The organism is Stenotrophomonas sp. STEN147 (genome assembly GCF_056757995.1).
The window spans coordinates 87398-111279 of the sequence record NZ_JBRRCG010000013.1 but is presented as its reverse complement, the minus strand read 5'-3'; the positions used below and the strand labels follow the sequence as shown (position 1 = coordinate 111279).

Below are 23882 nucleotides of genomic sequence, written 5' to 3'. Positions count from 1 at the left end.
CCGGGGGCTGACCCCCTGGGCGCGGTGTGGTGCCCGCGGGGCTGGCCCCGGCCCCCCCCCGTGGCGGTGGGGTAGCCGGGGGCAAGCCCCGGCGGATCCAGCAACCCGGTCGGTAGCGTCGGGCCATGCCCGGCGGCACCAGTTCCAAGCGCTGCGTGAATGATTCTTACGGCATCCAGCCCAGCAGCTGCTGCAGGCGCTGATGCGGATCGTCCGTCTGCAGCAGCTGCAGGCGCTGCTGTTCGCTCAACGGCAGCAGCTCGGCCAGGCGCCAGCCGACCCAGCTTGCCTGGTCCAGCAACGCAGGGTTGGCCGGAGCGTAGGCTTCGCCGGCCTGCTCGATGATGTGACTCAGCACGGTGGCCAGCAGCGCATGCTGTGGACGCAGCTCGTCATCCGGGTCTTCTTCGCACCAGCGCACATCGGCCACCACCAGGCCGTTGTCGCGCACCCGGGTGCGCTCGACATGGAAGCGGCGGGTACCGCGCAGGCGCAGCTGCAGCACGCCGTCGGCGCCGACATCGAAGTCCTCGATGCGTACCTGCACACCGTAGGCGGCCGGCGTTGCCGGCGCACCGACCTCCTGGCCATCAAGGATCAGGCAGACGCCGAATCCCTCCGCACTGCGGCCGCTGTCGCGGATCAGGTCCAGATAGCGGCGCTCGAACACGCGCAGGCCGATCGCCGCGCCAGGCAGCAGGGTGGCGTGCAGCGGGAACAGGGGCAGTGACGCGTCCGTGCTCATCGCGCCTGCAATGCTGCGAGGAAACGGCGCGGCGCGCCGTCGAAGCCACCATTGGACATGAACACCACGTGGTCACCGCGGTGCACGCGCTCCTGCAGCTGTGCCAGCAATGCGTCGGTATCGGGTACCGCGTGCGCGTGGCCGCGCACCGCTGCGATCACCGACGCTGCGTCCCAGGCCAGCTCGGGACGATGCAGGAACACCACCTCGTCGGCCAGCGCCAGCGAGGGCGCAAGCGCGTGTGCATGTGCGCCCAGCCGCATCGAATTGCTGCGCGGTTCCATCGCCACCACGATGCGTGCATCGCCCACCTTGGCGCGCAGGCCCTCGAGGGTGGTGGCGATCGCGGTGGGATGGTGCGCGAAGTCGTCGTAGACGGTGATGCCGTCGTGGCTGCCGATCACTTCCATGCGCCGCTTGACGCTGCGGAAGCGCGCCAGCGCCGGGATCACCTCGGCCGGTGCCACGCCCACCGCATGGGCAGCGGCCAGCGCAGCCAGGCCATTGAGCACGTTGTGCCGCCCCAGCAGCGACCATTGCACATCGCCCAGCGCTTGCCCGTGATGGTGCACGCGGAAGGCGCTGCCATCGGCGGCCAGCAGTTCGGCATGCCATTCCAGCGCCGGATCGAATCCGAAGCGCTCGACCGGCGTCCAGCAGCCCATTGCCAGCACTTCGGCCAGGTACACGTCCTCGCCGTTGACGATCAGGCGGCCGCGCGCCGGCACGGTGCGCACCAGATGGTGGAACTGGCGCTGGATTGCGGCCACGTCCGGGAAGATGTCGGCGTGGTCGTATTCGAGATTGTTGAGGATGGCGACCAGCGGCCGGTAGTGGACGAACTTGCTGCGCTTGTCGAAGAAGGCGGTGTCGTACTCATCGGCTTCCACCACGAACTCACGGCCCTGGCCGAGGCGGGCGGAAACGCCGAAATCCTCGGCCACGCCACCGATCAGGAAACCCGGTGCGCGACCGGCATTCTCCAGCAGCCAGGTGAGGATGGTCGTGGTGGTGGTCTTGCCGTGGGTGCCGGCCACAGCCAGCGTGTCGCGGCCCGGCAGCACCTGCTCGGACAGCCACTGCGCGCCGGAGATGTAGCGTTGGCCGGCGTCGAGCACGGCCTCCACGGCCGGGTTGCCACGCGAGAGCGCGTTACCGATCACCACCTGGTCGGTGCCCGCCGGCACGCTGTCGGCCCGGTAGCCCTGGTCCAGGGTGATGCCCAGCTGCTCCAGCTGGGTCGACATCGGCGGATAGATGGCCTGGTCGCTGCCGCTGACCGTATGGCCCAGTTCCCGCGCCAGGGCGGCCACGCCACCCATGAAGGTGCCGGCGATTGCAAGGATATGTACGCTGCTCATGAGCGAGGATTGTGACTGATCACGACTGTATAGGGCCAATGTCCGTAGTGGGGTCAGACAAGTCCTACACCGGATGTGAGAAAACTCCAGCGACCTGTCAGGGAATTCCTGATAGCGATGTTCTGTGAACCCGGACACAATTCGGGTTGCCAGCCGCAGTACCCGAACCGGTCCTACTCCCCAAGAGGCCATCCCCAAGGGAGCTCATGCTGCGGGGCCCTGAGCAAGCCCTCCGCTGGCACCTATGAAAACGACACAGGCCTGGTCCGCAAGGACCAGGCCTGTGTTCTGCATGCCGGCCGCAGCCGGCCGCGCGCGTGGTTCAGGCCTTGATCGCGGCCAGGATGCGGGCTTCGATCTCGTCGAGCTCGCCGACGCCATCGACGCGGGCCAGGGTGCCCCGGCCTGCATAGAAATCCACCACCGGCGCGGTCTGGTCGTTGTAGACCTGCAGGCGCTGGCGCACCGATTCGGGATTGTCGTCGGCGCGGCCCTGCTCCTTGGCGCGGCCGGCGATGCGTTCGACCAGCAGTTCGGTGGCCACATCCAGCTGCACCACCGCATCCAGCGGCTGACCGATCTTGGCCAGCAGGCCGTCCAGCGCGTTGGCCTGCGCCACGTTGCGCGGGTAGCCATCCAGGATGAAGCCCTTGGCGACATCCGCCTGGGCCAGCCGCGACTCAAGCATGCCCAGCAGGATCTCATCCGACACCAGGTTGCCGGCATCCATCACGGCTTTCGCCTGCTTGCCCAGCTCCGAGCCCGCAGCGATCTCCGCACGCAGCATGTCACCGGTCGAGATGTGGGCGATGCCCAGCTTGTCCTTCAGGCGCGTCGCCTGTGTCCCCTTGCCCGAACCGGGCGGTCCCAACAGAACCAATCGCATTGACCTGACTCCAACGTGTTGAAAACAAAGAAGGTTCGCGTCCCGGACGGTCCGGTATCGCTGCACCGCAATAGCGCCACTTTACCGCATCCGGGTAATGTCCCTGCAATGTCCCTCCCCTGAGCAGGTAGAAGCATGCGCAACGGTACCCTCCTCTATGCCCAGTCCGGTGGTGTCACCGCGGTCATCAACGCCACCGCTGCGGCGGTGATCGAACAGGCCCGGGCCAAGGGCATCAAGGTTCTGGCGGCCCGCAACGGCATCCTGGGCGCCCTGCGCGAAGAGCTGATCGATACCAGCAGGGAGAGTGCGGCGGCCATCCGCGCCCTCGCCCATACACCGGGCGGTGCATTCGGTTCGTGCCGCTTCAAGCTGAAGTCGCTCGATGCCGACCGTGCGCGCTACGAACGTCTGCTGCAGGTCCTGCGCGCGCACGACGTGCGCTGGTTCCTCTACAACGGCGGCAACGACTCGGCCGATACCGCGCTGAAGGTCTCGCAGCTGGCCAAGGCCTCCGGCTACGACCTGACCTGCATCGGGGTGCCGAAGACCATCGACAACGACCTGGCTGTTACCGATACCTGCCCCGGCTTCGGCTCGGCGGCCAAGTACACCGCGGTGTCGGTGCGCGAGGCGGCGCTGGATGTCGCGGCGATGGCCGAGACCTCCACCCGCGTCTTCATCTACGAAGCGATGGGCCGCCATGCCGGATGGCTGGCCGCTGCCGCAGGCCTGGCCGGCAATGGCGACGATGAGGCCCCGCACATCATCCTGCTGCCCGAACGTGCCTATGACGAGGCGGCCTTCCTGGCCAAGGTCAAGGCGGTGGTCGAACGCGTCGGGTACTGCGTGGTCGTGGCCTCCGAGGGCATCGCCACGGCGGATGGCCGCTTCGTCGCCGATGCCGGCGGCAGCAAGGATTCATTCGGTCATTCGCAGCTGGGCGGCGTCGCCGCGCACCTCGCCGGCCGGGTCAAGGACCAGTTGGGGCTGAAGGTGCACTGGGCCCTGCCCGATTACCTGCAGCGCTCGGCACGTCACATCGCCAGCCGCACCGATTGGGACCAGGCGCAGGCCGTGGGCAAGGCGGCCGTGCAACTGGCATTGAAGGGCCAGAACGGGGTGATGCCGGTGATCGTGCGCAGCAGCGACGCACCGTACCGCTGGAAGATCGAGTCCGCGCCGCTGTCGAAGATCGCCAACCACGAGAAGAAGATGCCGGCCGGCTTCATCCGCCGCGACGGCTTCGGCATCACTGCCCGGGCGCGCGCCTATCTGTCACCGCTGATCAAGGGCGAAGCGCCACTGCCGTACGGCGCCGATGGCCTGCCGAAGTATGTGACGTTGAAGAACGTGGCAGTGAAGAAGACGCTGCCGGCCTTCGAGGTCTGAGTACGATCATGGCCCTGCGGATCGTCCGCCTCGGTTCTCCGCGCGTTCCGGGCGAAGGCCTGCGCATCGGCACCGTACGCCGCCCGCCACGCGGCGTGCCACGCAGCGAGTTCGCCCGCCAGGACTGGTACGACGTCTGGTTCCCGACGTTGTCGCCCAGCGCGGAACGGGTGAAACAGGCTCGCGGGGCGACCACCGCGGCCGACTGGAATGCCTTCTTCCGCAGCTACCGTGCCGAGATGAAGGCGCCCGACGCAGCCCACGCGCTGGATCTGCTGGCCGCGCTGTCGCAGCACACCGACATCAGCGTGGGCTGCTACTGCGAGGATGAGGCGCACTGCCATCGTTCGGCACTGCGTGACCTGCTGGTGGCCCGCGGTGCGAAGCTGGCCGAGTGATGGCAGGGGTGCCGGCCAGCGGCCGGCACTACCGGGTTCTCCGCCGGGCATGGCCCGACGCTACCGGTGCGCGCCGAAGTATATCCAGGCCCTGCGTGGCTTCGCCCTGCCGGACGGCGTCAGTTGCAGGCCTTGCCTTCCACCTGCAGCTGCGCGGCGAACATCGTCACCTGCGGGATCCTGCCGGCGGCGGCCTGCTGCTTTGCTTCTTCCAGATAGATGCGCGACTGCCCCTGGCCGTCCAGCGCCTGGCGGTTGTCGACCGGCAGACGCCACACCCGCACCACCGCCTGCTGTGCCGGGCACGTCGCGCTGGGCACGCGGATCACGTCATTGAGCTTCCAGCCCTTGTCGACCGCGGGCTGCGCTTTGGCGAAGTCGACAAAACGAGCGCGCGGCTGGCACTGCTCGCTGGTACGGACCACGGCGAATCGATACGGCTCGGCAGCCTGGCCGGTGAAGGCGCCCTCCAGCCGCGCACAGGCTTCGGGAATCTGCCGCAGCGTGTGTACCGCTCCCACCGCCTGCGGCGCACCCACCGCGCGTTGCAGTTCCGGGGTCTCGGCGGCAGATGCAGGCATTGCCGGCACAAGGGCGGCAAGCATCAACAGGGACAGACGCATGGGAGGGTCTCCTTCAGGACTGAGCGCAGGCTTGCAGAGGAAGGCTTAACAGGGTGCAAAGGCGCGTCGGTGCAGGGGCAAGCGCTGCGCCTTCCACGCACGGCGCTACCATCCGGGCGCATGTGCACGCATACTGCGGCCACCAGGGAATGCTGAACACCGCCATACGTCGGACGACCGCCACGGTCGGCACGGGTTGGTTCCAGGCTGCAGCCCGTCGTCCCCCTCGTGGTGAAGTTCATCGCCACTGGATGCTCATCATCCATTCTGCGGAGGGGTCTAATGCTGGAACGTCACGGGCTGTCATTGGCGCTGGGCTGCGCCATTCTCGCGATCCTGTTCGGAATCGTCTCGGCGCGCTGGATCCTGCGCCAACCCACCGGCAATGAGCGCATGGTCGCGATCGCCACCGCGATCCAGGAGGGCGCACGCGCCTATCTGAACCGCCAGTACCTGACCATCGGCATCGCCGGCGTGGTGTTGTTCGTACTCGTAGGCGTGTTCCTGAGCTGGTACACCGCTGTCGGCTTCGCGGTGGGTGCGGTGCTGTCCGGCGTTGCCGGCTACATCGGCATGAACGTGTCGGTGCGCGCCAACGTGCGGACCGCTGAAGCCGCACGCAACGGCATCAGCGCCGCGATGGACGTAGCGTTCCGTGGCGGTGCGATCACCGGCATGCTGGTGGTCGGCCTGGGCCTGCTGGGCGTGGCCGGCTATTACGCCCTGCTGCTGCGGCTCGGGCTGCAGATGGACCAGGCGCTGCATGCGCTGGTCGGCCTGGCCTTCGGCTCTTCCCTGATCTCGATCTTCGCGCGCCTGGGCGGCGGCATCTTCACCAAAGGCGCCGACGTCGGCGCCGACCTGGTCGGCAAGGTCGAAGCCGGCATTCCCGAAGACGATCCGCGCAACCCGGCGGTGATCGCCGACAACGTCGGCGACAACGTCGGTGACTGCGCCGGCATGGCCGCCGACCTGTTCGAAACCTACGCGGTCACGGTGATCGCAACCATGCTGCTGGGCAGCCTGATGCTCGCCGAAGCCGGCGCCAACGCCGTGCTGTATCCGCTGGTGCTGGGAGGCGTGTCGATCATCGCATCGATCATCGGCGCACTGTTCGTCAAGGTGAAGCCCGGTGGCTCGATCATGGGGGCCCTGTACAAGGGCGTGATCGTGTCGGGTGTTCTGGCGGCGATCGCCTTCTACCCGATCACCACGGGGCTGATGTCCGACAACGTGCACGGTCCATTGGCGCTGTATGGCTGCGCCCTCATCGGCCTGGTCCTGACCGGCCTGATCGTCTGGATCACCGAGTACTACACCGGTACCCAGTACAAGCCGGTGCAGCACGTCGCCCAGGCGTCGACCACCGGGCATGGCACCAACATCATCGCCGGGCTCGGCATCTCGATGAAGTCCACCGCGCTGCCGGTGGTGGCGGTCTGTGCCGCGATCTGGGGCGCCTACGCGCTGGGCGGCCTGTACGGCATCGCCATCGCCGCCACCGCCATGCTGTCGATGGCCGGCATGATCGTGGCCCTCGACGCCTACGGGCCGATCACCGACAACGCGGGCGGCATCGCGGAGATGGCCGAACTGCCCTCGGAGATCCGGGACATCACCGATCCGCTTGACGCGGTGGGCAACACCACCAAGGCCGTGACCAAGGGCTATGCGATCGGCTCGGCGGCGCTGGCGGCACTGGTGCTGTTCGCCGACTACACGCACAACCTGCAGGCGGCGAACCCCGGGCAGGAGTTCCGCTTCGACCTCAGTGACCACACGGTGATCATCGGCCTGCTGATCGGCGGCCTGATTCCCTACCTGTTCGGCGCGATGGCCATGGAGGCGGTGGGTCGTGCCGCCGGTGCGGTGGTGGAGGAAGTGCGCCGGCAGTTCCGCGACATCCCCGGCATCATGCAGGGCACCGGCAAGCCGCAGTACGACAAGGCCGTGGACATGCTGACCCGTTCTGCGATCCGCGAGATGATCCTGCCCTCGCTGCTGCCGGTGGTGGTGCCGGTGGTGGTCGGCCTGCTGCTGGGCCCACGCGCGCTGGGGGGCCTGCTGATCGGCACGATCGTCACCGGCCTGTTCGTGGCGATTTCGATGACGACCGGCGGCGGTGCCTGGGACAACGCCAAGAAGTACATCGAGGATGGCCACTTCGGCGGCAAGGGCAGCGAAGCGCACAAGGCCGCGGTGACCGGCGACACCGTCGGCGACCCGTACAAGGACACGGCCGGGCCGGCGATCAATCCGCTGATCAAGATCATCAACATCGTGGCGCTGCTGCTGGTGCCGCTGCTGTAGCGGATCGGTGGAGCCGGGCGTGGGCCCGGTTCCACCCCCTCACCCGGACTCAGCGATTCCAGCGACGCCCGCAGCGGCGCGGATCGCCGGCATCGCCGGCATCGCCACGTTCGACACTCTGGGGCGGCTCCAGTCGTGGCGCCGGCCGGCTGAGTACATAGCCGGCGCTGACCGCGAAGAACAGGCCCACGCCCAGCAGCAGCCGCCAGGAAGGGTGCGCGCCCCAGCAGAACAAGGCGAACCCCACCGCCATGCCGACGCTGGCCAATGCCTTGCCCCGGCGCGATACCGCGCCCTGTTCCCGCCACAGTCGCAGCGGCGGGCCGTAGCGCGGATGTGCCAGCAGCCGTTGCTCGAACCGTGGCGAACTGCGCGCGAAGCAGCCCAGCGCCAGGATCAGGAAGATGGTGGTGGGCATCACCGGCAGCAACGCGCCGATCACCCCCAGCCCGACCATCATCCAGCCCAGCGCGAACCACAGCCAGCGCATCAGCGCATCGCCCGCAGGCAGAGCCCGGGCATCAGCCGAACTCGATTTCAACGTGGCCATGCACGCTGCGGAACGCGGCATCGGCGGCATCGATCACCTGCTGTTCCTGCGCGGCGCTCAGGGGCACCGCATCCAACGCGGCGGTGAATTCCCGCCAGTGGCGGGCCGCGCCATCCGGGTGCGCAGCCAGGTGGCGGGCACCGAACCCTTGGTCCAGGCCAAGCCGCGCGGCCATCTTGTACAGCACCGTGCCCCCCAGGTTGGAGCCTTCGGCCACGTATAGCCAGCCCAGCGCCACCGGCAACGGCAGGTCACCTGCCAACGGCGCCATGTCCGCGCCGGGGAGATCCTGCCCCAGGTCGTGCAGATCAGCTGCCACCTGCTGCAGACGCCGGCGCCCGGCCAGCCCCGGCAGCAATGCGTCCAGCGCCGGGCTGGCGTACAGCCGGTCGATGCTGCGGTGGAAACGGTACTGCACGCGCAGGAAGCGGGCGAAGCTGCCGAGATCGGCAAAGATGTCACCGGCCATGATGCGCTTGTCCAGCGCGCCGTGGCTGTCGCGCGTGGCGGCCTTGAGGCGCAGGCTGCGGCTGTCTTCAGGGGCGGTATGTGCGTTCATGGAGGGTGCCTGGGAGAGAGGTCCTGCTGTAGACGTGCGGCGCAGGGCTTTCCCCAAGCCCGCTTGCGTCGATAATGCCCCTCCCTCTTTCCCGCCGGGAACCGATGATGATCACCACCGAACCGCGCATGACCAACCTGTTCCTGCAGCTGGGCCTGGATGCCAGCGCCGAGGGCATCGCCCGCTTCATCCGCGACCACCAGCTGGCTACCGGCGTGGCGGTGGCCGACGCCCCCTACTGGAACGATGGCCAGCGGCAGTTCCTGGCCGAATCGCTGCAGGCCGATGCGGCCTGGAGCACGGTGGTCGATGAACTGAACGAGTCGCTGCACGAAGATGCGGTGAAGTCAGCGACCGGGCTGTAAGCCCGCGGTCGCGGCAAGGCGGTGCGGACCAAGGTCCGCACCCACCGAAGGCGCTCTGCGCAGGTAATCAGTACCTCCAGGTGAATGCAAGGCGCGCGGTACGGCCCGGGGCGGGCATCACGCCCAGGGCGAGCGGATCGAGATAGTAACGATCCGTCACGTTGTCCACGTTCGCCTCCACCGACAGCTGGTCGCTGAAGCGCCAGCTGGCAAACAGATCGACCAGGGTGGTCGGCCGGTACAGCTGCTGGATCGCCGACAGGCCGACATTCCAGTCCTTGTCCAGCTTGCTGATCGGGCCAGCGTTGTGAATCACGCGGGTGCCGAAGGTCAGCCGCTCGTCGAACAGGCGCGAGCCAGCCGTCAGGTTCACCATGTAGCGCGGCGGGTTCTGCGTATTGGTGTAGGAGCCCTCGAAGCCACCGTCCACGCAGTTGGGCGTACTGGCCAGTTCATCGTTGTTGCGCTGTGCACCGTACGCCCGGCGCTCGGCGGCGATGTCCGGGGCGCAGGTCTTGGCCTTGAAGTAGTAATGCGCGGACAGGTCGGCAAATGCCTTGCCGCTGTCATAGCTGGACTGGAACTCCATGCCTGAGACCTTGAACTGGTCGACGTTGCGGATCAGGCCGGCCGACAGCGTGCGGTAGTCACGCGTGATCAGGTCATCAATGCGCGTATCGAAGTACGCCAGCTTCAGCGCCAGGCGATCGCCGGCGGTGAACAGGTCATGGTGGACGGTGCTGGCACCGATTTCCCAACTGCGCGCGCGCTCCGGCTTCAGCTCTGCGACGGGTCTGGCGGCGGTGAACAGGCCCAGTGTCGTCTCGAACAGGCTCGGAAGCTTGGTGCCCTCGGCGTACTTCACGTAGACCATCGTGTCCTCGCTGAAGCGATAGGCCACGCTGGCGGTGGGTGAGAAGGCACTGTCGCGGCGACGGATCGGCTGCGACCAGGTCCAGCTGACCGGCACCTCCAGGTCTTCCGGTGCATCAGCGTCGTAGAAGTTCCAGCCACCGATGTCAGCCACCGTGCCTTTCTTGTACGGCGAGGCCAGCAGCGAGGCCTGGGTGAACGCACCATCGGCGTCCGGATACCAGTTCAGCAGCGCGATGCGCTTGGCGCGCCAGGAGGGCAGTGCCGGGTTGCCATCCAGCAGCTCGGTGTAGCGGTACTGTCCCTGCACTTCATAGGCATCGGGTGTGGCCAGACGATTGCGGTCATGCACGTCCACCCGGTTCCAGCGGCCACCGGCCATCAACTCCCAGTGTTCGTCGGGCTGCCACTTCAGCGACGCCACGGCACTGTATTCCTTGCGCTCAGCGTTGCGCAGGAAACGGTTGTTGACCAGATCATCCTGCTTGATCGGTGCGGCGCTGCCCGGTGCGATGTCCTCGTTGCTGTAGGACAGGCCGTAGTCGAGGGTGAACACGCCTGCACGGGTGTCGAAGATCGAGGTGTTGCTGGCATCCAGGCCGAAGCGCTTCTGTCGCAGCGGATTGCGGTAGGCATCCTTGTAGCCCGGATCGCCGCTGAAACTCGGCGCGTCGTACCACTCGGTACGGCGGTCGAAGTACCACGGCGTGATGCCGGTCAGGCTGTTGTACATCACGCTGTCAGCATCGGTGTACCAGGCGTTGACGCGCAGATCGATCCGCTCGCTGTCTGGATCGAAGCGATAGCGCAGGCTGTAGCTGTCCATGTCGACGTGGCCGGGATCCCACTGTGGGATGCGATCCCGCTCAACGCGGATGATCTGCGAGGCCATGATCTCGCCGGCGCGGCCCTCATAGCGGCGATAGCCGGCTTCGAGGGTCTGCGCATCGTCGATGCGCCAGGTGCCTTTGAGCAGGGCCGACGTCGAGCGCGAGGAGGTGTTGAACACTTCGGTACGCGGCGGATTCAACGGTGCCAGCGTGCGCCGCGTCTGCGGAAAGTCATCGTATCCGTGTCTGCCGGAAAAATAGTTGCCGTTGTCGCGGTGGGCGTACGCCGCGACCAGGTCGAAGCGGTCCCACTGCCCAGCGGCGGCAACGTTGAAGAACTGGCTTCCGGTAGCACTGCGGTCCGTGCGGGGTACGGCGCTGTATGCCGGCACGTTGTTGGCACTGGCGTTGGCCAGACCACCGCGTACGCGGACACCGACGTCGCGGCCCTCGCGCAGGATGTCGCCGACGGTCAGCGTCTCCATCTCCACCACACCGCCGATGCCGCCGGACGCGTTGGCCTGCAGGCTGGGGCCCTTGGTGATGGTCAGGCGGGAGATCAGGTCCGGATCAAGATAGCTGCGCTGTGACTGGCCGGCGTAGCCTCGGTAGGTGTCCATGCTGGACTGCCCGCCATCGATGATGACCGGCACGCGGCTCTGGCCCTGGATGCCGCGGATGTTCACGTCGAAACCGTTGCCCACGCGCGGATCACCGGCGGTGACCCCGGCCACGCCCTTGACGATGTCGCCGTTGGATGTGCCACGGAAGCGCTCCAGCGTTGTGCGATCCAGCGTGGTGGTCGAGCCGACGCTGCGATAGGTGTCGAGCAGGCGCGCCTCGTCGCTGCCGATGCCTTCAGCGACGCGATCGCCGGCCACACGCAGCGGGCCGGTGATGGTCGGCGATTGCGCCTGCAGGGCGCCGGCCGCTGCCAGTATCACTGCACCGTCGCCGACACGGCGCACGCCCATGCCACTGCCCTGCAGCAGCCGCGCCAGCGCCTCGTCTGGGGTGAGCGCGCCGCTGACCGCCTGCGACGTGACGCCGCTGGCCAACGCCGCCGGATAGACCACCTGTACGCCGGACTGCCGCATGTAGCTGCGCAACGCGCTGTCGAGCGGCTGCGCGGGAATGTCGAAGCGCTGCGCGGCTGCCTGCGGGTTGGCAGTATCCTGGGCCAGCGCGGGCGGTACTGCGCCGGCAATACCGGCGGCGAGCAGTGCGACGCACAGTCGGGACGGGCGCGGAGTGCGGCCCGGACGTGGGGAATCGAACATGGAGAAACCTGTCAGGAGAGCGGAGCCGCAGGCGCGGCGTCATCCACGGCACGCGTGGACACGGCGACGTACGTGGCGGCTGCGGGTACGTTCGTGGAGTAAGACGAACGGCAGCGCCACAGCCCCAAGGGGGATCACTGAAAATCGCGTCTCCACGCGTGACGCGGCGTCATCTGTGAACGATGACCACACCCATCGGCAGGCGGGTGATCCTCAGCCCCGTCGTCTCCGCGAGTGCATCCAGGGCCTGTTCGGGGCGATCGATACGCAGTGCGGCACTCACGGCCGGCAAGGTCGAAAGGTCGCCCTGCACGAAGGTCGGACCGGCACGATAGCGGCCGAGCAGATGCACTGCATCGGCGACACTGGCCTGCTCGAGCAGCAGTTCGCCCTGGCGCCACGCACCCACGCTGTCGGCAGCGACATCGCTCAGGCGGACGACGCCGGACGCGGAACCGTACTGCGCACGCTGCCCCGCCTGCAGATAGGTCCAGCCACTGTCGGCCGGGGCGGCCACGCGCACCCTGCCCTGCCCGACCTGGGTTTCAACCGCTTCCTCGACCCGTGACACGGAGAATGCCGTGGAGATGTCTTCAACCACACCGTTGCCTGCGGCCACGCTGAAGCGCCGCTGCGGATCGGCGACCACCTCGAACCAGGCGCGGCCACGCAGCAGATCGACCCGCCGAGTGCCCGCATCGAAGTGCACGGCGATCGCGCTGTCCGCGTCGAGCACCGCACGGCTGCCGTCGGGCAACTGCACATGCTGGACGCTCTGGCGGCTGCGGTGGTCCGCCTGCAGGCGCAGGGACGCCTCGGGCCAGACCATCAGCATCGCCAGGGCGGCAGCGGCAGCCGTCATCCAGCGCAGCCGCTGACGCCGGCGCCGCACCGCAGACGCGACGGCCGGCCGGGGGCCGAGGCTGCGCCACAGCGTGCGCTGCTGCTCGAAGGCGTGGCGATGGCCCGGTTGCGCCAGCCACTCTTCGAATTCGCACATGCCAGCATCGGTGATGTCGCCCGATGCCAGCCATGCGATCCAGCGCATGGCCTGTTCGGCCACGACGTCTTCGCAGGCGGCGGGAGAAGAAGTGTTCGGCGGGCTCATTGGCTGGCGGACAGGAGGATTCAGGCGCGGGGAGAGGGATCTGGACCGCAGGTACAGTCCAGCCATCAAGACGTTTGAACCGGGCCCATTCCCAAGCGCGTCCGCTCAGCGGCCGCTGCGGGCCCAGGCCAGGCGCTGCAACGCGGCGCGGATGTGGTTCTCCACGGTGGTGACCGACACGCCAAGGCGACGCGCGATCTCGGCCTGGGTCAGGCCCTGCAGCCGATTGAGCCGGAAGATGGTGCGGGTCGGCTCCGGCAGGTGGCTGGCCGCATCGAGGACGCGCTGCAGCTCATCCTGCGCCATCACCTGCTCTTCGGTGGACGTGGACGTAGCCTCGTCCGGTCCCCACAGGTAGTGATCGGCCAACAGGCGGTTGCGGCGCGTCGACTCGCGCCCGTGATCGGTCGCCAGGTTGGCTGCCAGGCGGTACAGATAGGCCCTGGGATTGTCGATCAACGGGGTGTTGCCCACCCCGCGGGCCTTGAACCAGACAGCCTGGATCACGTCCTCCGCACCCGGGTCGCCCCCCAGGATGCGCTGCACCCGGCGCAGCAGCGCCGGCCGCTCTCGGATCAGCAGTTCGGTGAGGATGGCGGCATTGGAACGCATGCGCGGAGCCGGTACGACGGAAGGCGCCGCGCATGCTACACCGTCAATGCGAATCCGTCACGTTCTCATTTAAGGGGATCACAGGCAGCCGATCAGCCCTTCGTGAATCGAAATGTGGCCGCCCGGCGGCGTCACATGGATCGCACGGTTGGGCTGGGCCTGCTCCAGCGCACGCAGAAAATCCTCAAGCCGTGTTCCCGTCGCCACGGGCAGTGGACAGGCGAAACTGCGCAGGTCGACATCGATCCGTCCATCATCAGCCACCGTGGTGGCGCTGCCGGCGAAGGTCCAGATGCAGCTCTGGATGGCGCCGCTTGCCGCATGCACCGAGCAGCGCAACCGCATCGGCAGCAGATTGCTGTATTCGCCTTCGCAGAAGGTGTCACCGCAGACGTTGTCAAAGCTCTGCCGCAGCGACCGTTCGACCGCCAGGAAGCGTTGCCACCCAGCCGTCTGGTTGGGGAACAGGCGTGCATCCACATAGGCCGGCGCAGCGTGTGCCGCGCCGGCCAGCCCCATCAGGCCTGCAAGAACAATCCTCTTCAGCGCGCGCATCAGGCGGCCCTCCCGGCATTGCCCGGCTGCCCCAGGCAGGTCGGCAGTGTGTCGAAGACCGTCACATCGGTGCCGGGGAAGGGCTCGAACGCGCCCTCCTCCTGCTCCAGCGTCGCGTGGAACACCTCCACCGGAACCCCCTCACCGAGGGTGACGGGGCAGATCCAGCGCGCATTGTCCACCTGCACTTCGCCGCGGACCGGTTCGACCCGCAGCTCGCTGGCCACGATGCCCCAGGCGCAGTGGCGTACGGTGCCGGCTTCGGCCTGCACGGCACAGCGGAACGTCAGTACCCGGTAGTTGCTGTACTCACCTTCGCAGAAGGTGTCGGCGCAGATGCCGTCGAACTCGCGCACCAGCGACGCCTGCAACCGGTGGAAGCGGTCCCAGTTGGCCTGGGGCGAGGGGTAGTCGACAAGGTCAACATGGCTGGCGTGTGCCAGTGCCGGCAGGGTTGCGAACAACAGGAACGTACCGCAGCAGCGGGTTGTCCAGGACATGGCGGATATCTCCCAGGGAACGAGCCAGCAGCCTGCGCCGGCCAGCCCTCCGGGCCCATCGGGCAAGGCGGGCGCCGCGGGTCGTCCGCCTGCGCAGCGGTCTGTAGGGGTCGCCCCACCTGCACAGCGGCCTGCAAAGGCATAAAATGGAGGGCTATCCGCCTACATCCCCACCTGGAGCACGACCATGGGTCTGGAACTCGTCTCGCCCGGCAAGAACCCGCCGGAAGAAATCAACGTCATCATCGAGATCCCGAAGGACTCGGAGCCGGTGAAGTACGAAGTGGACAAGGAAACCGGCGCGATCTTCGTCGACCGCATCCTGTCGACCCCGATGCGCTACCCGTGCAACTACGGTTACGTGCCCAGCACCCTGTGCGGCGACGGCGATCCGGCCGACGTGCTGGTGGTGCTGCCGCTGCCGCTGGTGCCGGGCTCGGTGGTGCGCTGCCGCCCGGTCGGCGTGCTGAAGATGAGCGATGAGGCCGGCAGCGACGAGAAGATCCTGGCCGTGCCGGTCGCCAAGATCTTCAGCGGCTATGCCCACGTGGAGGACATCGAGCAGGTCTCCAGCCACTGGCTGGAGCGCATCGGCCACTTCTTCGAGCACTACAAGGACCTGGAAAAGGGCAAGTGGGTCAAGCTCGACGGCTGGGGCGGCGCGGCGGAAGCCAAGCAGATCCTGGTCGAAGCGCACGCGCGCTACCTGGAAGGCAGCAAGGCCTGATCCTGAACCGCATCGCTCCGGTGTGTCCTGCCGGAGCGATGCGGGTCACGTTTCAACACCGCGGCACAGCACTCCGGGTGCTGTATTAGGTAAATTGCGTCACTTCACACGTCGTCGACATCCAGCGTCGAGACAGCCAGGGGATTGTGTCGTGCGTATTCTGCTTGTTGGAGATGCAGCCAGCCTGCCGGCCGAGCTGACCGAATTCATTGCCGATCTTGGGGAAGACTGGCAGCCGTTGACCGCCGCCGACGGCCACACCGCGATGACGGCAGTGGCGACGCAGGGCGTGGACGCGGTGATCGTCTGCCCGCAGCTGCCGGACCTCAATGCCACCACCTTGCTGGGGCAGATCCGGACGCTGCGCCCGGAAACCATCCGTATCGCCCTGGTCGATGCCCAGCACGGCAACCGGCCACCGCCGGCGCGCCTGATCGGCGTTGCCCATCGCTTCCTGCCCCTGCCACTGGCGCCGGAGGTGCTGCTGGAGGCCTTGACCAGCCTGGAAGAGCTGCGCGAGGTGCTGGACAGCCCGCGCCTGCGTGATGCCATCGGCCGCATCGAGAAGCTGCCTTCGCCGCCACACCTGTACCTGAGCCTGACCCAGGCCCTGGAACACGATGACGATACCGACAGCGCCGACGTGGCCAAACTGGTCGCCGCCGATCCTGCCATCGCCGCGAAAGTCCTGCAGCTGTCCAACTCGGCCTTCTTCAGCCAGGGCCGCACCATCGCCGATCTGCGCACGGCGGTCACCCGACTGGGCCTGTCCACCCTGCGCGACCTGGTCCTGGCAAGCGAGGTGTTCTCGGCACCGACGCTGTCTGCGGCCGAACGCAACTCGCTGCAGCAGCGCGCCCTGCTCGCCTCGCGCCTGGCCGCCCGCCTGCTGCCCGATTCCAGTGCGGAACTGGGTGCCACCGCGGCGCTGCTGGCTGACATCGGCCTGCTGCTGCCGGGCGTCCGCAACGAGCGCAGCGAGCCTGCGCTGGCCGGCGACCTCCGCCCCGGGCATGCCGAAGCCGGCGCCTACCTGCTGGGGCTGTGGGGCCTGCCGATGCCGATCATCGAAGCGGTGGCGTTCCACCTGCAGCCGCAACGCGCCACGACCCGCAGCTTCTGGGTGACCGGGGCGGTGCACGTGGCGCTGGCGCTGGTCAACGGCGATCCCGTTGACGAGGACTACCTGCAGCGCGCGGGCGTGCTCAATCGACTGCCGCAGTGGCGTGAGCATGCCAATGCACTGATGGGGCTGACACCCACCGACGCCTGAGCGGCACGCGGGCGACTGCCTCCGCCTCGCATGAGGGCGCGTCCAACGGACGCGCCCTTTTTCCTGTCTCAGCGCTGCGGACAGGCGTCCAGCACGCACAGACGCCATTGGCGCTCGCACAGGGCCGGAGCGTTGCCCTTGGCCAGGCACTCCAGCCGGAGCTGCTCGCAGTACACACCGCCGCCGCAGACGATGATGTTCTGTGCGGACAACGAGCCCACCAGCGTTGCATAGATCAGGACGGCGGCCGATACCTGGCGGAAAAGCGTGCGCTTCATATCCATCTCCCAGTGTCCGGTATTGGACGCACCTACTGTGCTGAATGCGACAAGAGCAGACAGTGACCGCACTCACTTTCCCGACCTGATCAGAATTCCCTTACAGAAATGAAAAGGGCGGACCTTGCGGTCCGCCCTCCTCGTTCTGCTATCGCACTTCGATGGATCAGAAGCGCTGGGTGTACTTCATGTACAGGAAGCGACCCACGTCGAAGCCGCCGTAGTAGGCGAAGCTCGAGTTCGGCTGGGTGAACATGATCGGACCCTTGTGGTCGAACACGTTGTTGGCGCCCAGCGCGATGGTGGCATCCCACGGCGCCTTCCAGCTGACCTGCAGGTCGTGGAAGGTGTTGGAGCCGGTCTTGCGCAGCGGCGACTTCTCACCGTTCTGGTAGCGGTCGGCGTCGTCGCACGGACGGTTGGCCACGCAGGCTTCGTTCATGCCCGAGTAGTAACGCGCGGTGTACGCCACGCCGAAGTCACCCTTCGACCAGGTCAGGCCCAGGTTCGAACGCACGCGGAACAGGCCCGGCTCACCGACACGGCCGATGGTGATGTTGTCACCGTCAGCGTTCTGGCCCTGCTCGTCGTACTTGGCCAGGTAGCTCGTCTGCCAGTCGATCGCGAACTGGCCGATGGCCAGCTCCGGCAGGCGGTACTTGATGCCCAGGTCGTAGCCCTGGGTTTCCATCTGGCCGAGGTTGGCCAGGCCGTAGGTCATGCCGTTGATGTGGCCATCGCCTGCACGGGTGTGTGCGGCGCAACGCGAAGCATCGCCCAGCACGTAGCAGTCACGCAGGATGCGGTCGACGCTGTCAGCGATGATCATGTCGCTGATTTCGTACTTGTACCAGTCCAGCGAGATGTCCAGGCCCTGCACCCAGCGCGGGCTCCAGACCAGGCCGACGGTGGTGCTCTTGGAGGTTTCCGGGGTCAGGTTCGGGTTGGCGCCCGAGATGAACTGGTCCGGCGTCGCACACGGGGTCGAGGTGCACGGAATCAGGCCCTGGCCCAGTTGGGTGTAACCGACCGGGACGCCCGCCGCCGAGCAGGCCGCGTTGCCGTTGACCGAGCCCGGTGCGGTGACGCCGCACGGATCGGTGTACGCCTCGAAGCTGCTGCTCAGGCCACCGTACAGGTTGTCGATGGTCGGAGCACGGAAGCCCTCAGCCCAGGTACCGCGAACCAGCAGCTCGTCCAGCGGACGCCAGGTGAAGCCGAACTTCGAGTTCAGGGTGTCGCCGAAGTTGCTGTAATCCGAGTAACGGGTCGCAGCATTCAGGGTCAGTTCCTTGGCAAACGGCATGTCCGCCAGGACCGGCACGTTCAGTTCCAGGTAGACCTCGTCCAGCGAGTACTCACCCTGGGTGGTCTGCGCGCCCAGGCCGGTGGACTGGCCCGACTGTGCGAAGGCGTCCGGCGAGAAGCGGCCTTCTTCCTTGCGGTGCTCGACGCCCACGGCGAAGCCCAGGTCACCGGCCGGCAGGGTCACGATCGAACCCGACAGGTTGGCGGTGAAGCTGGTGGTCTTGGTCAGACCGGTATCGGTGAAGTACGGGAACAGGAAGTCCTGGGTGGCCTGGTCGGCCAGCGAACCGGCACCGGCAACGCCGAACGGCAGCAGCGGGTTCCACGGACGGCAGCCGCTGGTGGCGAGCGGATCGGACATGCTGGTGCCGCAGCGGGCGACGCCATCAGCACCGATGAACGAAGCGCCCAGCGCCTGTTCCGATGCGATCAGGCTCATGTCACCGTGACCACGCTTGGTGGTTTCGTTGCGGTTCCACAGCGCGCCGACGTCCCAGTCGAAGGTCTTGCCGGCGAAGTCGAAGAAGCCGCTGATGCTCGGGGCGAAGCGCAGGGTCTTGACCTGGCTTTCGGTGGTGCGCGGCACTTCCCACAGACGGCGGCGGAAGGTCAGGTCTTCACCGGTCGGGTTGAACGCGCTGTCGGCCGACAGCGGGGTGTCGAAGGATGCCGACTGGTACGGATAGCCTGCGATCTGCTGGGTGGTGTTGCGCTCGTTGTAGAGCACGTCAGCGTTGAACGAGATCGCGTCGGTGAAGTCGTAGTTGCCGTTGACGTACAGCGACTTACGCTCGATACCGGTCTGCACCATCATCTGCTGGTTGGCATTGACGGCGTCAGCGGAGGTTTCCAGACGGTAGTCGGCGCGGTTGGCCGGGTTGCCGCCATCACGCAGGGTGTACCAGCGCTGGTCGCTCGGGCCGACATAGCCCGGCTCGCCCTGCTTCAGGTTCGGGGTGACGCACGGGTCGCAGAAACCACCCTTCTGGTTGATCGGGCTGGCGCCCGAACCCGGGTAGTTCGGGCCGGCGTTGCCGTCACGGCTGAACCAACGGTCCTTCGCCCACACCGGATCCTGCTTGGAGTACTCGGCGGACAGGGTGACACCGCCGCGCTCGCCCATGCTGCCGAGGGTGAACGAATAGGTTTCGGTGTCGCCGTCGCCCTTGCCGTACTGACCGACATAGACGCTGGCTTCAGCGCCGTCGAAGCGCTTGCGGGTGATCACGTTGACCACGGCCGCGATGGCGTCCGAACCGTAGATGGCCGAGGCGCCGTCCTTCAGGATCTCGATGCGCTCGATGGCCGCCATCGGGATCTGGCTCAGATCCTGGTAGCCGGCGGTGGTCGCGCCCAGGCGCTTGCCGTTCATCAGCACCAGGGTGCGCTGCGCGCCCAGGTTGCGGATGTCGACGTAGTAGCCACCGACGTTTTCGCCCGAAGCCAGCGACTCCGAACGGGAGATGGCCGGGGAGCCGGCCGAGGTCAGGTTCTGCAGGACGTCGGCAACCGAGGTGTAGCCCTGCTTTTCCAGGTTCTCACGGCTCAGGGTGACGATCGGCTGCTGGGTTTCAACGGCAGCGCCGCGGATGCGCGAGCCGGTGACCGAAATGCGGTCCAGGTCGGTGGTGCCCTTTGCTTCCGGTGCTTCCTGTGCGGAAGCGAAGGCGGGCGCCAGCGCCAGCGCAATGCCGGCCGGCAGCAGGCCGAACCGCACTGCGGGGTTACGAACGTTCATCAATCTCTCCAAGGTACGTGTTAGCAGCGTGTTAAAACACCCCAGCACGTTACGATTGCGTTGCAGCGCTGTATTTGCGCGAACCAACCAGAGACTTTGCGGATTGTGGCGGGAGCAAGCCTCCGTTTTCCCTGAAGCGCGAAGCGGACTGCCCGTAGCGGGCGCGGAACGCGCGGGCGAAGCTGCAGCAGTTGTCGAAACCACTGGCTGCAGCGACCTCTCCCACCATCATGTCGGTGTCGCGCAGCAGGTCGGCGGCGCGCTCCAGGCGCAATCGTGCCGAAAGCGACTGCGGGCTTTCTTCATACAGGCTCTGGAACGTCTTGGAGAGATACCAGCTGGAGAAGTTGGTCAGCTCGGCCAGTTCGCCGATGCGTACGACGCGGTGGCTGTTGCCTTCCAGATAGAGGCGGGCGCGCTGCATGCGACCGAACACCTGGCGCTTGCGGCTGCGGGAACGGCCAGGGCAGCGCTGCACGTTGTCGGCCAATCCACGCTGCAGGCCGGCCAGATGCAGCAGCAGCGGGCGCAGGTGCTGCGCCGGGTGGCCACTGGCCAAGGCATCACGCCACAGGCGCAGCGCGACGCGAGCGTCACTGCGGCCCATCCGGCCGCGGCCCGCGTACAGGCCGCAGTCGGCCATCTCCGTCAGCACGCGCAGCGCTTCCACGTTCAGGTTCAGGCCGATGCACAGCCCGTTGCGCCCTGCCTGCACCAGCGGGCGCGATTCCTTCTCGAACGCGATCCATTCGCCGTGGCGCAGGCGGAAGCGCCCCTCCTTGGCCTCCACCCAGGAGCTGCCGCGCACCTGCATCCACACGGTGAAGCTGCTGCCCGCGGTCTGCAGGCTGCCGAGCCGGGCCACGCCCAGGCAGGTCGGCACGACGTCATCGAGTGCCTTGTCCAGGGAGACGGATTGGCCACGATCGGCCAGTGAGAGTTGACGCATGGTGCACCACGGATTTGCCAAGTACAGGCCTCCGTTTTGCCCAATCAGGCGGCACCGCGTCAGGAAAGACCGACGAGATCGCCACGAATTCGCGGCGAGATCCCGACGAAAAAATTACGAAGTCCCATTTCCCTTGAACATCAACATCTTGGAGAAGGCCGGAAACAGCGCGGGCGCCTTTTCGGGCAGCCGCATCACGCCGATGTCGGCGCCATCACTGACTGCCAGAGCCACAAACAGGGCCGTCCCGTCTGCGCTGGCGCTGAGTCCGTTGCTCGCGCTCAAGCGCTGCGCGTCCAGGCAGCGCCCGGCATCCTCCTGCCCGGCGGCGATGCGGACGAGGATGGTGCTGCAGCGGGTGGAACTGCCGAGATAGCCGATGCTGTCGTGGCCGGCAACCGTCCACGAGCGGTAGCGCCAGCGGCTGGGCTTGTCCTCGCTGATCTGCCGCACGCTGTCCGGGGACAGCACCGCGTCCGCCGACCACAACCCCTCCGCCGCCAGGCGGGTGAACAGCACCCGGCGACCTGCGCGGTCGAAGCGGACCTGGGAGACGCCGTCGATGCTCGCCAGCCGCCGCCAGGGTTGGGTGCTGCGATCGAACAGACTGAGCCGCGTACGCTGGTCGGCATCACGTTCGACCACCAGCAGTTGCTCGGGCGTGGCGCCATACAGCGCCTGCAGCGGCTGTTCGGCGGGCACGGGCAGCGGTTGCAGACGCTCGTCGCGGGGTGCGATCTCGTAGACCACCGCGCGACCGTGTGCATCGCGCCCAACCACCAGCAGTTGCCGGCTGTCGGCCGACCAATCGGGGGCCTGCCGTGCTTCCGGGCGCAGGCCCTCGATCGGCCGCAGCGAATCGGGGCGTTGCATGTCCGCCCACCAGAGAGCGAAGCTGCCCGAGCGGTCCGAGGTGAATACCAGCTGGCGACCGTCCGGTGCGGCCATCGGTTGACCGTCGCGGCCGCTGGACGCAAACAGGCGTTCCGGTTCACCGCCCTGCATCGGCACCTTGAACACGCCGAACTGTGCACGGCGATGGACGAAGGCCAGCATGCCGCCATGCCGCGATACCGCCGGCCACTGCGCGTCGTCCAGTCCGGCATCACGCAGCGTGCGCCGCTCGATGTCGAGGTAATAGAGCCGCACCTCGCTGTCGACCCGGCGGCCGAACACGATGGTGCGGCCGTCGCCAAGCCAGGCCCATCCGCGCAGCTCGGCCGACTCGCTGGTCAGCTGCTCCGGCGTGCCACCCGCGGCAGGAACCCGCCACAGGTCGCCCATCTGCGGGTTGCGCACGAACACCAGCCATTTGCCGTCCGGCGAATAGCGCGGCGCGTAATCGAAATCGTCCTGATCGACGGCGTACTGCAGCGGCTGCCACTGTCCGCTGGCCAGATCGAGTACTCGGATACCGCGGTGGGCATAGCGGCCCACCATGCTGCCGAATACCAAGCCGCGCCCGTCGGGTGTCCAGTCGAAGCTGAGCAGCTCGGTGCCATCGCAGCGCGTGGCCTGGCGCAACGCGCCGCCGGTCGCACTGGCGATCAGCACCTGGCACCCCCCATCGGCGGAGAAGCGGGCAAAGGCGATGTCGCGTCCATCCGGCGACCAGTTCGGGAAGCGGTCAACCGCACCCGCAGGAGGAACAAGCAGCTGCCGCGCCGGCGCGTTGCCGGACGTCTGTACCTTGATCGCACCGCCACCCAGGCCATCCTCGCTGGCGCCTTCGTAGGCCACCTGCGAACCATCCGGCGACAGCGTGGGATAGGTCTCGAAGCCGGCGGTGGCGGTGATCAGCCGATAGGGCCGCTGCGGGCTGCCGATCACCCGCGTACCGTTCTCCACCGCCGCCTCCACCGGAGAGCTGGCCGGCGCACGGCGCAGCAGCAGGACCGTCATCACCAGCAGCGCGGCCAGCATCAGCAGGCCCAGCACCAGCAGCAATCGACGTCGCAGGTAGCGCCAGCGACGGCGGCGCATGTCCTCCGGGGCTGGCGTGTGCACTTCCATGGCCGCGATGGAATCGCCCGCCGCGCCTTCGGCCTCGACCGCCAGTTCCGCTTCAGGCTCGGGCATGGCCTGCACCGGCACGCGCAGGCGGTAGCCGGTCTTGGCGATCGTCTCGATATACGCCTGGCCGTTGTCGTCGTCGTTGGCGAAGGCTTTGCGCAGCTGGGTCACCGCCTGCGTCAGCACATCGTTGGTGGGCAGCGTATCGGGCCACACTTCGGCGAACAGTTCTTCGCGGGTGACCACGCGCCCGGGTTGCCGCAGCAGCACACGCAGCACGCCCAGCGCCTTCGGCGTCAGCCGGCGCGGGCGACGCGCGCCGGCAACTTCGACCTCTCGCGAGGACAAAGTGACGACACATTCGCCAATCCGGATCCGATCAGATTCGGTGGGCTGGATTTCGCTGCGGTTCATTTTTTGCTAAACAGTAGAGACAGGTTCCGGGCAGTGTTCGCCTTCGATACCGTCCCCAACGGGGAACAGCGAAAAGCCAGATTCCGCACAAAGCATCGGCGCATACCGCAAAAACAATGGAGCGCGCGAATACTAGCCTATGCCGGTTACCTCGCCTATCGCGTGGTCGACATCAGGCTCTCTCTCGCCGACGCATTCACATAACTTCGCACCATCATTCGCGCCCTTTCGGGCG

Annotated in this window: 21 protein-coding genes; 6 read left to right on the top strand and 15 right to left on the bottom strand. The window is 67.2% G+C overall.

The window, feature by feature from the left end:
• Positions 1-166 precede the first annotated feature (166 nt).
• The 3 genes from ACVOKU_RS13695 to ACVOKU_RS13685 form a co-directional block, all read right to left on the bottom strand.
• The gene (locus ACVOKU_RS13695; RefSeq protein WP_481560192.1) at positions 167-745 is read right to left on the bottom strand and encodes an LON peptidase substrate-binding domain-containing protein; all 579 of its coding nucleotides are present in this window, start codon (positions 743-745) and stop codon (positions 167-169) included.
• Positions 742-2106: a UDP-N-acetylmuramate:L-alanyl-gamma-D-glutamyl-meso-diaminopimelate ligase gene (mpl, locus tag ACVOKU_RS13690; RefSeq protein ID WP_481560191.1), complete on the bottom strand. Its 1365-nt coding sequence runs from the start codon at positions 2104-2106 to the stop codon at positions 742-744. Before mpl ends, ACVOKU_RS13695 begins: the two co-directional genes overlap by 4 nt.
• Positions 2107-2428: 322 nt before the next feature.
• On the bottom strand, positions 2429-2992 hold the full coding sequence (locus ACVOKU_RS13685) for an adenylate kinase (protein ID WP_053519211.1): 564 nt from the start codon (positions 2990-2992) through the stop codon (positions 2429-2431).
• Between the two features lie 135 nt (positions 2993-3127).
• Here ACVOKU_RS13685 and ACVOKU_RS13680 point away from each other — a divergent pair, with 135 nt between their 5' ends.
• Both ACVOKU_RS13680 and ACVOKU_RS13675 read left to right on the top strand, forming a co-directional pair.
• Positions 3128-4384 carry a 6-phosphofructokinase gene (locus ACVOKU_RS13680; RefSeq protein ID WP_053519209.1) on the top strand — a complete coding sequence of 419 codons (1257 nt, stop codon included), beginning with the start codon at positions 3128-3130 and terminating at the stop codon, positions 4382-4384.
• A gap of 8 nt (positions 4385-4392) precedes the next feature.
• On the top strand, positions 4393-4782 hold the full coding sequence (locus ACVOKU_RS13675) for a DUF488 domain-containing protein (RefSeq protein ID WP_053519206.1): 390 nt from the start codon (positions 4393-4395) through the stop codon (positions 4780-4782).
• Between the two features lie 119 nt (positions 4783-4901).
• Here ACVOKU_RS13675 and ACVOKU_RS13670 read toward each other — a convergent pair whose 3' ends face one another.
• Positions 4902-5405, bottom strand: a complete 504-nt coding sequence (locus ACVOKU_RS13670) for a hypothetical protein (RefSeq protein ID WP_481560190.1) — start codon at positions 5403-5405, stop codon at positions 4902-4904.
• 282 nt (positions 5406-5687) lie between these two features.
• Between ACVOKU_RS13670 and ACVOKU_RS13665 the strand changes: the two genes are divergently transcribed.
• Complete coding sequence (locus tag ACVOKU_RS13665; protein WP_128990704.1) at positions 5688-7715, top strand: sodium-translocating pyrophosphatase; 2028 nt, start codon at positions 5688-5690, stop codon at positions 7713-7715.
• A gap of 49 nt (positions 7716-7764) precedes the next feature.
• On the opposite strand, the gene ACVOKU_RS13660 is transcribed toward ACVOKU_RS13665, so the two are convergent.
• A complete protein-coding gene (locus ACVOKU_RS13660; protein WP_481560194.1) occupies positions 7765-8205 on the bottom strand; it encodes a YbaN family protein in 441 nt (146 codons plus the stop codon).
• A gap of 31 nt (positions 8206-8236) precedes the next feature.
• The gene (locus ACVOKU_RS13655; RefSeq protein WP_481560189.1) at positions 8237-8824 is read right to left on the bottom strand and encodes a biliverdin-producing heme oxygenase; all 588 of its coding nucleotides are present in this window, start codon (positions 8822-8824) and stop codon (positions 8237-8239) included.
• 107 nt (positions 8825-8931) lie between these two features.
• Here ACVOKU_RS13655 and ACVOKU_RS13650 point away from each other — a divergent pair, with 107 nt between their 5' ends.
• Complete coding sequence (locus ACVOKU_RS13650; RefSeq protein ID WP_481560188.1) at positions 8932-9189, top strand: DUF2789 domain-containing protein; 258 nt, start codon at positions 8932-8934, stop codon at positions 9187-9189.
• Between the two features lie 67 nt (positions 9190-9256).
• Here the strand turns inward: ACVOKU_RS13650 and ACVOKU_RS13645 are convergent, their stop codons facing one another.
• From ACVOKU_RS13645 to ACVOKU_RS13625, 5 genes are all read right to left on the bottom strand, one after another.
• The gene (locus ACVOKU_RS13645) at positions 9257-12172 is read right to left on the bottom strand and encodes a TonB-dependent receptor (protein WP_481560187.1); all 2916 of its coding nucleotides are present in this window, start codon (positions 12170-12172) and stop codon (positions 9257-9259) included.
• Positions 12173-12341: 169 nt separating this feature from the next.
• Entirely contained in the window at positions 12342-13280 is a 939-nt protein-coding gene (locus ACVOKU_RS13640) for a FecR family protein (protein ID WP_164150857.1), read from the bottom strand.
• A gap of 105 nt (positions 13281-13385) precedes the next feature.
• Positions 13386-13892, bottom strand: a complete 507-nt coding sequence (locus ACVOKU_RS13635) for an RNA polymerase sigma factor (protein ID WP_481560186.1) — start codon at positions 13890-13892, stop codon at positions 13386-13388.
• Positions 13893-13970: 78 nt separating this feature from the next.
• On the bottom strand, positions 13971-14447 hold the full coding sequence (locus tag ACVOKU_RS13630) for a hypothetical protein (RefSeq protein WP_481560185.1): 477 nt from the start codon (positions 14445-14447) through the stop codon (positions 13971-13973).
• Positions 14447-14947: a hypothetical protein gene (locus ACVOKU_RS13625; protein WP_481560184.1), complete on the bottom strand. Its 501-nt coding sequence runs from the start codon at positions 14945-14947 to the stop codon at positions 14447-14449. The genes ACVOKU_RS13630 and ACVOKU_RS13625 overlap by 1 nt, the downstream gene beginning before the upstream one ends.
• 187 nt (positions 14948-15134) lie before the next feature.
• Here ACVOKU_RS13625 and ppa point away from each other — a divergent pair, with 187 nt between their 5' ends.
• Positions 15135-15674, top strand: a complete 540-nt coding sequence (gene ppa / locus ACVOKU_RS13620; RefSeq protein ID WP_053519183.1) for an inorganic diphosphatase — start codon at positions 15135-15137, stop codon at positions 15672-15674.
• A 151-nt stretch (positions 15675-15825) separates the two neighbouring features.
• Positions 15826-16947: an HDOD domain-containing protein gene (locus tag ACVOKU_RS13615; protein ID WP_053519181.1), complete on the top strand. Its 1122-nt coding sequence runs from the start codon at positions 15826-15828 to the stop codon at positions 16945-16947.
• Between the two features lie 68 nt (positions 16948-17015).
• Here ACVOKU_RS13615 and ACVOKU_RS13610 read toward each other — a convergent pair whose 3' ends face one another.
• From ACVOKU_RS13610 to ACVOKU_RS13595, 4 genes are all read right to left on the bottom strand, one after another.
• Positions 17016-17225 (bottom strand): hypothetical protein, encoded by a 210-nt coding sequence (locus ACVOKU_RS13610; RefSeq protein ID WP_053519179.1) that lies wholly within the window; start codon positions 17223-17225, stop codon positions 17016-17018.
• Between the two features lie 166 nt (positions 17226-17391).
• Complete coding sequence (locus ACVOKU_RS13605; RefSeq protein ID WP_481560183.1) at positions 17392-20271, bottom strand: TonB-dependent receptor plug domain-containing protein; 2880 nt, start codon at positions 20269-20271, stop codon at positions 17392-17394.
• 49 nt (positions 20272-20320) lie between these two features.
• Positions 20321-21220: a helix-turn-helix transcriptional regulator gene (locus tag ACVOKU_RS13600; RefSeq protein WP_481560182.1), complete on the bottom strand. Its 900-nt coding sequence runs from the start codon at positions 21218-21220 to the stop codon at positions 20321-20323.
• Between the two features lie 114 nt (positions 21221-21334).
• The gene (locus tag ACVOKU_RS13595; RefSeq protein WP_481560181.1) at positions 21335-23647 is read right to left on the bottom strand and encodes a winged helix-turn-helix domain-containing protein; all 2313 of its coding nucleotides are present in this window, start codon (positions 23645-23647) and stop codon (positions 21335-21337) included.
• Positions 23648-23882 lie beyond the last annotated feature (235 nt).

Bases quoted from the DNA above. Each gene is read 5' to 3' on its own strand.
- ACVOKU_RS13685 (WP_053519211.1), bottom strand. From the start codon at position 2,992: ATGCGATTGGTTCTGTTGGGACCGCCCGGTTCGGGCAAGGGGACACAG.
- ACVOKU_RS13630 (WP_481560185.1), bottom strand. From the start codon at position 14,447: ATGCGCGCGCTGAAGAGGATTGTTCTTGCAGGCCTGATGGGGCTGGCC.
- ACVOKU_RS13655 (WP_481560189.1), bottom strand. From the start codon at position 8,824: ATGAACGCACATACCGCCCCTGAAGACAGCCGCAGCCTGCGCCTCAAG.
- ACVOKU_RS13605 (WP_481560183.1), bottom strand. From the start codon at position 20,271: ATGAACGTTCGTAACCCCGCAGTGCGGTTCGGCCTGCTGCCGGCCGGC.
- ACVOKU_RS13680 (WP_053519209.1), top strand. From the start codon at position 3,128: ATGCGCAACGGTACCCTCCTCTATGCCCAGTCCGGTGGTGTCACCGCG.
- ACVOKU_RS13695 (WP_481560192.1), bottom strand. From the start codon at position 745: ATGAGCACGGACGCGTCACTGCCCCTGTTCCCGCTGCACGCCACCCTG.
- ACVOKU_RS13595 (WP_481560181.1), bottom strand. From the start codon at position 23,647: ATGAACCGCAGCGAAATCCAGCCCACCGAATCTGATCGGATCCGGATT.
- ACVOKU_RS13665 (WP_128990704.1), top strand. From the start codon at position 5,688: ATGCTGGAACGTCACGGGCTGTCATTGGCGCTGGGCTGCGCCATTCTC.
- ACVOKU_RS13640 (WP_164150857.1), bottom strand. From the start codon at position 13,280: ATGAGCCCGCCGAACACTTCTTCTCCCGCCGCCTGCGAAGACGTCGTG.
- ACVOKU_RS13650 (WP_481560188.1), top strand. From the start codon at position 8,932: ATGATCACCACCGAACCGCGCATGACCAACCTGTTCCTGCAGCTGGGC.
- mpl (WP_481560191.1), bottom strand. From the start codon at position 2,106: ATGAGCAGCGTACATATCCTTGCAATCGCCGGCACCTTCATGGGTGGC.
- ACVOKU_RS13645 (WP_481560187.1), bottom strand. From the start codon at position 12,172: ATGTTCGATTCCCCACGTCCGGGCCGCACTCCGCGCCCGTCCCGACTG.
- ACVOKU_RS13600 (WP_481560182.1), bottom strand. From the start codon at position 21,220: ATGCGTCAACTCTCACTGGCCGATCGTGGCCAATCCGTCTCCCTGGAC.
- ACVOKU_RS13675 (WP_053519206.1), top strand. From the start codon at position 4,393: ATGGCCCTGCGGATCGTCCGCCTCGGTTCTCCGCGCGTTCCGGGCGAA.
- ppa (WP_053519183.1), top strand. From the start codon at position 15,135: ATGGGTCTGGAACTCGTCTCGCCCGGCAAGAACCCGCCGGAAGAAATC.
- ACVOKU_RS13625 (WP_481560184.1), bottom strand. From the start codon at position 14,947: ATGTCCTGGACAACCCGCTGCTGCGGTACGTTCCTGTTGTTCGCAACC.
- ACVOKU_RS13610 (WP_053519179.1), bottom strand. From the start codon at position 17,225: ATGAAGCGCACGCTTTTCCGCCAGGTATCGGCCGCCGTCCTGATCTAT.
- ACVOKU_RS13635 (WP_481560186.1), bottom strand. From the start codon at position 13,892: ATGCGTTCCAATGCCGCCATCCTCACCGAACTGCTGATCCGAGAGCGG.
- ACVOKU_RS13670 (WP_481560190.1), bottom strand. From the start codon at position 5,405: ATGCGTCTGTCCCTGTTGATGCTTGCCGCCCTTGTGCCGGCAATGCCT.
- ACVOKU_RS13660 (WP_481560194.1), bottom strand. From the start codon at position 8,205: ATGCGCTGGCTGTGGTTCGCGCTGGGCTGGATGATGGTCGGGCTGGGG.